Annotated in this window: 7 protein-coding genes and 1 pseudogene; 5 read left to right on the plus strand and 3 right to left on the minus strand. The window is 59.7% G+C overall.

What is annotated here, in order from left to right:
* Positions 1-37: 37 nt before the first annotated feature.
* The 4 genes from glnA to glnG all read left to right on the plus strand — a co-directional run bounded on the left by glnA (position 38) and on the right by glnG (position 4,892).
* A complete protein-coding gene (gene glnA / locus Q668_RS12405; RefSeq protein WP_022989933.1) occupies positions 38-1,441 on the plus strand; it encodes a glutamate--ammonia ligase in 1,404 nt (467 codons plus the stop codon).
* Positions 1,442-1,572: 131 nt separating this feature from the next.
* Entirely contained in the window at positions 1,573-2,100 is a 528-nt protein-coding gene (locus Q668_RS12410) for a DUF4124 domain-containing protein (protein ID WP_022989934.1), read from the plus strand.
* 261 nt (positions 2,101-2,361) lie between these two features.
* Entirely contained in the window at positions 2,362-3,462 is a 1,101-nt protein-coding gene (glnL, locus tag Q668_RS12420) for a nitrogen regulation protein NR(II) (protein WP_022989936.1), read from the plus strand.
* Positions 3,459-4,892: a nitrogen regulation protein NR(I) gene (gene glnG / locus Q668_RS12425; protein WP_022989937.1), complete on the plus strand. Its 1,434-nt coding sequence runs from the start codon at positions 3,459-3,461 to the stop codon at positions 4,890-4,892. Before glnL ends, glnG begins: the two co-directional genes overlap by 4 nt.
* Before the next feature lie 24 nt (positions 4,893-4,916).
* On the opposite strand, the pseudogene Q668_RS17780 reads toward glnG, so the two are convergent.
* The 3 genes and pseudogenes from Q668_RS17780 to Q668_RS12435 form a co-directional block, all read right to left on the minus strand.
* Positions 4,917-4,988 (minus strand): annotated as a pseudogene (locus Q668_RS17780) (DUF6701 domain-containing protein); the annotation flags it as partial.
* 486 nt (positions 4,989-5,474) lie between these two features.
* The gene (gene ssb / locus Q668_RS12430) at positions 5,475-6,017 is read right to left on the minus strand and encodes a single-stranded DNA-binding protein (protein WP_022989938.1); all 543 of its coding nucleotides are present in this window, start codon (positions 6,015-6,017) and stop codon (positions 5,475-5,477) included.
* 57 nt (positions 6,018-6,074) lie between these two features.
* Positions 6,075-7,445, minus strand: coding sequence for an MFS transporter (locus Q668_RS12435; protein ID WP_022989939.1), 1,371 nt, complete (start codon positions 7,443-7,445; stop codon positions 6,075-6,077).
* Between the two features lie 202 nt (positions 7,446-7,647).
* Between Q668_RS12435 and uvrA the strand changes: the two genes are divergently transcribed.
* On the plus strand, positions 7,648-10,467 hold the full coding sequence (uvrA, locus tag Q668_RS12440; protein ID WP_022989940.1) for an excinuclease ABC subunit UvrA: 2,820 nt from the start codon (positions 7,648-7,650) through the stop codon (positions 10,465-10,467).
* Positions 10,468-10,636 lie beyond the last annotated feature (169 nt).

Below are 10,636 nucleotides of genomic sequence, written 5' to 3' on the forward strand. Positions count from 1 at the left end.
GGCACAACGAACACGAAATCACTACGGAGCATGCACAATGTCCAAGACGATTGATTTGATCAAAGAACACGAAGTCAAATGGGTTGACCTGCGCTTCACCGACAGCCGCGGTAAAGAACAGCACGTTACACTGCCTGCCACTGAAGTAGACGAAGACTTTTTTGCCGACGGCAAGATGTTCGACGGCTCTTCTATTTCTGGCTGGAAAGGCATCAACGAGTCCGACATGATCCTGATGCCGGTTGACGATACCGCCGTGCTGGATCCGTTCACCGAAGAAACCACCATTAACATCACCTGCAACATTGTAGAGCCGACAACCATGCAGGGTTACGAGCGCGACCCCCGCTCCGTTGCCCAGCGCGCAGAGGAATACCTGAAGTCCACCGGCATTGCCGACGGCGCCCTGTTTGGCCCGGAGCCCGAGTTCTTCATCTTTGACTCCGTGAAGTGGAAGACCGACATGCAGGGCTCCATGTACTCCCTGCACTCCGAAGAAGCCGCCTGGGTATCCGGCGAAGACTTCGACCGCAACAACATCGGCCACCGCCCGGGCGTAAAAGGCGGCTACTTCCCGGTTCCGCCGGTAGACAGCCTGCACGACCTGCGTGGCGCTATGTGTGCGGCTATGGAAAGCATGGGCCTGACCATCGAAGTGCACCACCACGAAGTGGGCACAGCCGGCCAGTGTGAAATCGGCGTTGGCCCGAACACCCTGACCCGCAAGGCAGACGAAGTTCAGATTCTGAAGTACTGCGTGCACAACGTAGCCCACGCCTACGGCAAAACCGCCACCTTCATGCCCAAGCCGGTCGTGGGTGACAACGGTTCCGGCATGCACGTACACATGTCCCTGAACAAAGACGGCAAAAACCTGTTTGCAGGTGACAGCTATGCCGGCCTGAGCGAAATGGCCCTGTACTACATCGGCGGCATCATCAAGCACTCCAAGGCCATCAACGCCTTCACCAACCCGGCCACCAACAGCTACAAGCGCCTGGTACCCGGCTTTGAAGCCCCGGTCATGCTGGCCTACTCTGCCCGTAACCGTTCCGCTTCCATCCGGATTCCGTACGTAAGCAGCCCGAAGGCACGCCGTATCGAAGTGCGCTTCCCGGACCCGGCAGCCAACCCGTACCTGGCCTTCGCCGCCCTGATGATGGCCGGCCTGGACGGCATCCAGAACAAGATCCACCCTGGCGATGCCATGGACAAGGACTTGTACGACCTGCCGAAGGAAGAAGCCATGAACATCCCGCAGGTAGCCACTACCCTGCAGGAGGCGCTCGATTGCCTGGCGGAAGACCACGAGTTCCTGACCCGCGGCGGCGTGTTCACCGAAGACATGATTGCCGGCTACATCGACCTGAAGCGTGGCGAAGTTGAGCGTATCAACATGACCACTCACCCGGTTGAATTCGAACTGTATTACTCCTGCTAAGCCGCCGCACCAATTTGGTGCAGCCCGGTAACAGCTAGCCCCGCCCGGTGCGGGGCTTTTTTGTATCAGCCGTTGAAAACCCCGCCAGCGGCGCCGATAATCGAGGCAGTTGATCAACGCAGGCCTTTATTATGAAAACACCTCTCGCCCTTGTAACCGGATTCTGTTTACTGGCCGCCGCCGGCGCCCACGCAGAGGTGTACCGGCATGTGGATGCCCAGGGCAACGTCACCTTCTCAGACGAGCCGATGCAGGGCAGCGAAACCGTAAAAGTAAAACCGGTTACCACCATCACCCTGCCCAAACCGGAAGTGGTGCGAGAAACCGACCAGCTGCGGCAAGAAGTCCAGAAGGAAGGTGCCAACTACGACAGCCTCACCTTTGTGCACCCGCAAAACGACCAGGCCTTCCACAGCGGCAGTGGCGACGTCACCTTTGAAGTGCGCAGCACCCCCGGCCTGCAGCGTGGCCACAAATACGAAATCACCCTCGACGGCCAGCCCGTAGGCCAGAGCTCCTCCGGCTCGGTAACCGTGAACAACATTGATCGCGGCACCCACCAGGCCGGAGTGCATATCGTGGACGACCAGGGCGTTCAGGTGAAAACCGGCCCCGGCATCAGCTTTACCGTTCATCGCCCGTCTGTCCTGCGCCGATAACACATCAGCGGTAGCATCCGGAATTAGTTGCACCAATTTAGTGCATACGCACCACATTAACGCCATACTCTGGGCAGCGAAGGGGCAAATCGCCGGCTGCCTGTAGCCTTTCCCGCACCATCTGCACCAAGCCACAGCACCGCCATGCCCCACAGGCCAGCCCGCGCCCGGCCGTTGCCCATTTTTTTCTGCGAGCCAGCAAAACTGGTTCGGATTTTGCAAAACCGGGGTACACGCATGAAACGAAAACGGAAGCCGAGCATGACGTCGCAGCCGCCCGCCGCCCCGGACAGTAAATACAAAAGCATTCTGGACAGCCTGAGCACCTCCCTTCTGGTGCTGGGCGAAGACCTCACTATCCGTTACCTGAACCCGGCGGCCGAGAACCTGTTTGAAACCAGCCTGACCCGCACCCGGGGCCAACCGCTGGGCGACCTGCTAATCGACTCCAGCGACGCCCTGAAGACCCTGTACGCAGCCCTCAACAACGGCCAGTCCTACACCCGCCGCGAGGCCGAGTTCGCCCTGCTGACAGGCTCACGCTTCACCGTAGACTATTCGGTAACCCCGGTCAGCGTAGACCCCACCGAGCTGGTGATCGAAATCCAGCCGAAAGACCGGATGCTGCGCATCAGCCGGGAAGAAGACATCATCTCCCAGCAGGAAACCACCCGCATCCTGGTGCGCGGCATGGCCCATGAAATCAAGAACCCGCTGGGGGGCATTCGAGGTGCGGCGCAACTGCTGGACCGGGAACTGAACAGCGAAGACCAGCGCGAATACACCCAGGTGATCATTAACGAAGCCGACCGCCTGCGCAGCCTGGTAGACCGCATGCTGGGCCCCAACAAGGCCCTGCAAATGGCCAGCACCAACATCCACGAAGTACTGGAACGGGTACGCACCCTGATTGAAGCCGAAAGCAAGGGCCGGGTGCGCCTGAAGCGGGATTACGACCCCAGCATTCCGGAATTCACCGGCGACAAGGAACAGCTGATCCAGGCCTTCCTGAACATCGCCCGCAACGCCATGGAAGCCGCTTTCGAAAACCAGGTAGACAGCCACAGCGGCGACATGCCCACCATCACCTTCCGCACACGGGCCCTGCGCCAGTTCACCATCGGCCACCGACGCCACCGCCTGGTGTGCCGGGTAGACATCATCGACAACGGCCCGGGTATACCGCCGGAACTGCTGCAGAACATCTTCTACCCTATGATCAGTGGCCGGGCGTCCGGCACGGGCCTGGGGCTTTCCATTACCCAAAGCATCATCGGCCAGCATCGCGGGCTGGTGGAATGCGAGAGTGAACCGGGAAGAACCGACTTCATCATCTTCCTGCCTCTGGAGGACAACCAATGAGCCGAACGGGAAACGTCTGGATCATAGACGACGACAAAAGCATCCGTTGGGTACTGGACCGTGCCCTTACCCAGGCCGGCCTGCACCCCCGCGTATTCGACAGCGGTGAAAGCATCATGATGCGCCTGGAGCACGAACAACCGGATGCCATCATCAGCGACATCCGCATGCCCGGCGTAGACGGCATTACCCTGCTGTCCCGGATCGTGAAAAAGCACCCGGACCTGCCCGTTATCATCATGACCGCCCACTCCGACCTGGACAGCGCGGTGACCAGCTACCAGACCGGTGCCTTCGAATACCTGCCCAAACCCTTTGATGTGGATGAAGCCGTGGCCCTGGTTAAGCGGGCCATCGCCCACAGCCACGAGAAAAAGGCCGCGGCGGAACCACAGATGGAGTCGGTTCAGAAAAACCTGGAAATCATCGGCGAAGCACCCGCCATGCAGGAGGTGTTCCGGGCCATCGGCCGGCTCTCCAACTCCAACATTACCGTGCTGATCAACGGCGAGAGTGGCACCGGTAAAGAACTGGTGGCCCAGGCCCTGCACAACCACAGCCCCCGGGCCCACAACCCGTTCATCGCCCTGAACATGGCCGCCATCCCAAAAGACCTGATTGAATCGGAACTCTTCGGCCACGAAAAAGGCGCCTTCACCGGCGCCGGCGCCACCCGCCAGGGCCGCTTTGAGCAAGCCAACGGCGGCACCCTGTTTCTGGACGAAATCGGCGACATGCCCGCCGACACCCAGACCCGCCTGCTGCGGGTACTGGCCGATGGCGAATTCTACCGGGTAGGCGGCACCACCCCCATCAAAGTGGATGTGCGCATCATCGCCGCCACACACCAGGACCTGGAAAAACTGGTGCAGGCCGGCAGCTTCCGGGAGGATTTATTCCACCGCCTGAACGTAATTCGCGTACACCTGCCCAAACTGGCCGAACGCCGGGAAGACATCCCCAAGCTGATGCAGCACTTCCTGAAGCGGGCCGCCAAGGAACTGGCGGTAGAAGCAAAAATCCTGCGGCCAGACGCCGAAGAATACCTGACCACCCTGCCCTGGCCCGGCAACGTGCGCCAACTGGAAAACACCTGCCGCTGGCTGACCGTCATGGCCAGCGGCCGGGAAATCCACGTAGACGACCTGCCCCCGGAACTGCTGCACCAGGCCGACACCGACAACACCGGCACCGGCCAGACCTGGCAGGAAGGCCTGAAAAACTGGGCCGAACTGGAACTGAAGCGGGGCAAGAAAGCGATCCTGGACAACGCGGTGCCGGAGTTCGAGAAAATCATGATCGAAGCCGCCCTGAAACACACCGGCGGCCGCCGCCGGGATGCCTCGGTACTGCTGGGCTGGGGACGGAATACGCTGACCCGGAAGATTAACGAGTTGGGGATGGATCATCCGGAGGGGGAGGAAGAGTAAGCCTCTTCCCCCATGAGATTGGATTCAGTTGGCGGGGACTTCGCGCCAGTAGATGATGCGGTCGTTGCCGCGGTAGACGCCGAAGGTGGCGGTGGCGCGTGATCAACACCACTTATCCGTGCTTGATCGGTTCGCACCCGATGATCCGGCGCCTGTCAGGTGCAAGTCCGACAGGCTGCCAGGTAGTCAACGTGCGTCCCACTTAGGTTCCACTTACGTCCCCTTAACACTCTCACCGAGCGCGTATCACGTGGTTGGTTAGCCGGGCGTTCTAACAACTTCCCCGACCGACTACACGTGAAGTGACCTCTCAAGAGTCATAGGTCACTGATATCCTGAAACCCACAAAGGACTATGGTTCAACCAATCAGGCTTAACCGTATGGGGCCTGTAATGACGGGCGCAAGTTAGACTCTTTCACCGCCACCCGCCTTTTCCTGACATGCTGCACTCCCCTCCCTCTTTCGAGGTTCAAGCCCATTACTGGGCGAGGATAAGTCAGGTTTGCAATAGGCCTACCAACAGCCTATACGTGTAGCGCAAATTTCACAAACACTTGATTTACCTAGAAAAATGGCTCACTCAGAAGGGGATATCGTCATCGAAGTCGTCAATCGGCTCCGGCATGCCGCCGCCCTGCTGCTGGGGCGGCTGGTTGCTGTACCCGCCACCCTGGTTACCCTGGCCACCCTGCTGCTGTTGCGGGGGCGGGTTGTTGTAGCTGGCCGCTTGCTGGGGCCGGCCCTGGGGCGCGCCCTGGTTCATGCCGCCTTCGCCACCACGGCTGTCGAGCATCTGCATCTGGCCGTTGATATCCACCACAATCTCGGTGGTGTAACGGTCCTGGCCATCCTGCCCCTGCCATTTGCGGGTTTGCAGGCGCCCTTCGATATACACCTTGGAACCTTTGCGCAGATACTGCCCTGCCACTTCAGCCACCTTGCCGAACAACACCACCCGGTGCCACTCGGTTTTCGGTACCAACTGGCCGGATTGACGATCCTTGTAGCTTTCATCGGTCGCCAGGTTGAGGTTTACCACCGCGTTGCCGTTCGGGGTGTAACGGGTATCCGGATCCTGGCCCAGATTACCGATAAGAATTACCTTGTTTACGCCTCGTGCCATTGTATGCTCCTGGTCTCTTTTGCTGAACGCCTGCGTTCCATGCAGGCATCCTGTGTTTTAAGTAGTGCTACCCTGCCGCACAAATTCAAAGTGCGCAAGCTGCTCTTCCCGAAAATGCTGACGGTCTACCTTCAGGTACGCCATGGCGGCCTCTTCCACGATCACCACGTCTTCCACGCCTGGCAGTTTTCGCAGGTTCTGGTCAATCTCGTCAAAACTGATACTCACGGCGTTTTTCAGCTGTACCACAAAACTGGTGGTGTAACCCGGTGCCGGCATGGTTAGCGCCACCAGCAGCCATACCACCAGCGCTGCGGCCATCAGCCAGAGCACACCTTCCAGGCCAGCGGTCTGCAACAGCCAGCCGCCCAGTGCACCACCCAGAAACGCGCCGAAGAACTGGGAAGTGGAATACACGCCCATGGCGGTGCCCTTGGCCGCAGCCGGGGCTTCTTTGCTGATCAGCGACGGCAAGCTGGCTTCCAGCAGATTGAACGCCATAAAGAAGAAGAATAGCACAGCCCACGCCAGCCACAGGCTCTGGCCGACACCGGTCATCGACGCAGCCGCCAATGCCAGCAGGGCGATGGCGCCGCATAGCACCGGCTTCATTTTCCGTTTTTTCTCGCCAACGATGATGAACGGCACCATGGCGAAGAACGAAGTAATCATAACGCTGAGATAGAACCACCAGTGGGAACTGGCCTTCAGCCCCAGCTGGTCCTGCAACATGGTGGGGAACACCAGGAACAGTGCGGTCAGTACAAAGTGCAGGATGAAAATGCCGAAATCGAGCCGTAGCAGCCGGCCATCCGCCAGGACACGGCTGACCATTTCCCGGGCCGGATGGGTGTCAGCACTGACCTTGTGCTGGTGCGGTGTGGGCACAACCCGGGCAACCACCACCAGCGCCAGTACCGCCAGTACCGCCGTGGTATAGAAAATCCCGGACAGCCCCCAGGCAGCACCCAGCAGCGGGCCCATAACCAGGGAGACCGAAAACGACAGGCCAATGGAAATGCCCACGGTGGCCATGGCCTTGGTGCGCTGCTCCTCCCGGGTGAGATCACTGAGCAACGCCATCAGCACACTGGCAATCGCACCGGCACCCTGAAGAATCCGCCCGGCAATAACTACGTATATGGAATCGGTAGCGCCAGCCAGCACACTACCGGCTGCGAACAGGACCAGGCCGATGTAGATCATCCGCTTGCGGCCAACCCGGTCTGACAGCAAACCGAACGGAATCTGCAGCAGTGCCTGGCTCAGGCCGTAGGCACCAATTGCGAAACCGATCAGTGCGGGCGTTGCGCCTTCGAGGTCGCTGCCCAGCAAAACAAAGACCGGCATCACCATGAACAGCCCCAGCATACGCATGGCGTATACCGATGCCAGAGCTACTACTGAGCGTTTTTCAAGCGCGTTCATGCAAACCCGTGCCGGACTGGTTGAATGTATGGGCGCAGCCTGTCACTGCGAGCGGCGCATTGTAGCAGATGCTCCCGGCAGACGGGACTACTCACAACGGGGTGGCAGAGAGCAGTGGAGAGCAGCCAGCGGCCGCTGCACACGGTTTAGCCGGCGCTACCCGAAACCGATATAATGGACGTTTTTACCCAAGCGAGGTGTTATGGATCATATCCAGATCAAGGGTGCGCGCACCCACAACCTGAAGAACATCGACCTGGATATGCCGCGGGACAAGCTGATTGTCATCACAGGCCTTTCCGGTTCCGGTAAATCTTCCCTGGCGTTCGACACACTCTATGCCGAAGGCCAGCGCCGGTATGTGGAATCGCTGTCCACCTATGCCCGCCAGTTCCTGTCGATGATGGAAAAGCCCGATGTGGACCACATCGAAGGCCTTTCCCCGGCTATTTCCATCGAGCAGAAATCCACCTCCCACAACCCGCGTTCCACGGTGGGTACCATCACCGAGATATACGACTACCTGCGCCTGCTATTCGCCCGCGCCGGTGAACCCCGCTGCCCGGACCACGGCCAGCCGCTGGAAGCCCAGACCGTAAGCCAGATGGTCGACCAGGTGATGGCCATGCCGGAAGGCAGCAAACTGATGATCCTGGCCCCGGTCATCCGGGATCGCAAAGGCGAACACCTGCAGGTGATCGACACCATGCGCAGCCAGGGCTTCATTCGCTTGCGGGTAGATGGCACCGTTTATGATATCGACGACGTGCCGGCGCTGGATAAAAAGCGCAAACACCAGATTGATGTGGTGGTCGACCGGTTCAAGGTGAAGGAAGGCCTGGAGCAGCGGCTCGCCGAGAGCTTTGAAACCGCCCTGGAGCTTGCCGACGGCATTGCCCTGGTCGCGCCCATGACCGGTGAAGGCGAGGAACACACCTTCTCAGCCCGCTACGCCTGTACCCAGTGCGGTTACGCTCTGAGCGAACTGGAACCCAAGCTGTTCTCCTTCAACAACCCGGCCGGTGCCTGCCCCACCTGCGACGGCCTGGGCGTGCGTCAGTTTTTCGATGCTGAAAAAGTCATCCAGAGCCCGGAGGCCACGCTGGCCTCCGGTGCCATCAAAGGCTGGGACCGCCGCGCCGTGTACTATTTCCAGATGCTCACCAGCGTGGCAGAGCACTACGGCATTGACCTGGAAACACCCTGGGAAGAGCTGCCGGAGAACTTCCAGCAGGCCCTGCTGTATGGTTCCGGCGATGAAGACATCACCTTCCGGTATGTAAATTCCCGCGGCCATATCATGGAAAAGGCGCATCCGTTCGAGGGCATACTACCCAACCTGGAACGCCGCTACCGGGAAACCGACTCCCAGAGCATGCGGGAAGAACTGGCCCGCAACCTCAGCACCCAGCCCTGCAAGGATTGTGGCGGTTCGCGCTTGCGCCGCAGCGCCCGTCATGTGTTTATCGAAGAGCGTACCCTGCCGGAGATTACCCGGCTGCCGGTTGGCGACGCCCACCGCTACTTCAGTGAACTGGCCCTGCCCGGCCGCAAAGGTGAAATTGCCGAGAAAATCCTCAAGGAAGTACGCGAACGCCTGCAATTCCTCGTTAACGTCGGGCTGGAATACCTCACACTGGAACGCAGCGCCGACACCCTGTCCGGCGGTGAAGCCCAACGCATCCGCCTGGCCAGCCAGATAGGCGCGGGCCTGGTGGGCGTCATGTACATACTGGATGAGCCATCCATCGGCCTGCACCAGCGTGACAACGACCGCCTGCTGGCAACCCTCACTCACCTCCGGGACCTGGGCAACACCGTGATCGTGGTGGAGCACGACGAAGACGCCATCCGCGCCGCCGACTACGTGATCGACATCGGCCCGGGCGCCGGCGTACACGGCGGCGAAATCGTCGCCCGCGGCACCCCGGCCGAGATCATCGCCAACCCGGCGTCCATGACCGGCCAGTATCTCAGTGGCGAAAAGGAAATTGCCGTTCCCAAAGTCCGAAACAAAGGCAACGGCAGAAAACTCGTGCTATCCGGTGCCTCCGGAAACAACCTGCAGAACGTCACCCTGAACCTGCCACTGGGCGTGATGACCTGCATCACCGGCGTATCCGGTTCGGGCAAATCCACCCTGATCAACGCCACCCTTTATCCGGTGGCGGCAGCCAAGCTGAACAAAGCCACCAGCCTGAGCCACGCCCCCTACAAAAACCTCAAGGGCCTGGACCACCTGGACAAGGTCATCGACATAGACCAGAGCCCCATCGGCCGAACCCCCAGATCCAACCCGGCTACCTACACCGGCCTGTTCACCCCCATCCGTGAACTCTTCGCCGGCACCCAGGAAGCCCGGTCCCGGGGCTACAAACCCGGCCGATTCTCATTCAACGTCAAAGGCGGCCGCTGCGAAGCCTGCCAGGGCGATGGCGTAATAAAAGTAGAAATGCACTTCCTGCCCGACGTGTACGTGCCCTGCGACATCTGCAAAGGCAAACGCTACAACCGCGAAACCCTGGAAGTCCGCTACAAAGGCAAAAACATCAACGAAGTGCTGGAAATGACCGTTGAAGAAGGCCGCGAATTCTTCGACGCCGTCCCCTTCATCGCCCGAAAACTGCAGACCCTGATGGACGTTGGCTTGTCGTACATCCGCCTCGGCCAAAGCGCCGTCACCCTATCCGGCGGCGAAGCCCAGCGCGTAAAACTGGCCAAGGAACTGTCCAAGCGCGACACCGGCAAAACCCTGTACATCCTCGACGAGCCCACTACCGGCCTGCATTTCTACGACATCCAGCAGTTGCTGACCGTACTGGAGCGGCTGCGGGACCATGGCAACACCATTGTAGTGATCGAGCACAACCTGGATGTGATTAAAACGGCGGACTGGATTGTGGACCTCGGACCCGAGGGTGGTTCTGGTGGCGGGCGGATTATTGCCGAGGGAACTCCGGAGGAGGTGGCGGACAATCCGGCGTCACATACCGGGCGTTATTTGAAGCCTATGCTCAAGTAGGTTTTTAGCCACGGAATCCACTGAAAACACGGAAAAATAACGACAAGGACGTTTTTGCCACGAAAACCACGAAAGGACACTAAAAAATAAGACCTTTTTTAGAAAAGGCACACCCCGGAAGACCGGACGGTCAGGGGGTGGGGGTAAAGTTTCGTAACCGTCCGGTAAA

This window comes from Marinobacter sp. ES-1 (assembly GCF_000475255.1).
GTDB classification, from domain to species: Bacteria; Pseudomonadota; Gammaproteobacteria; order Pseudomonadales; family Oleiphilaceae; genus Marinobacter; species Marinobacter vinifirmus.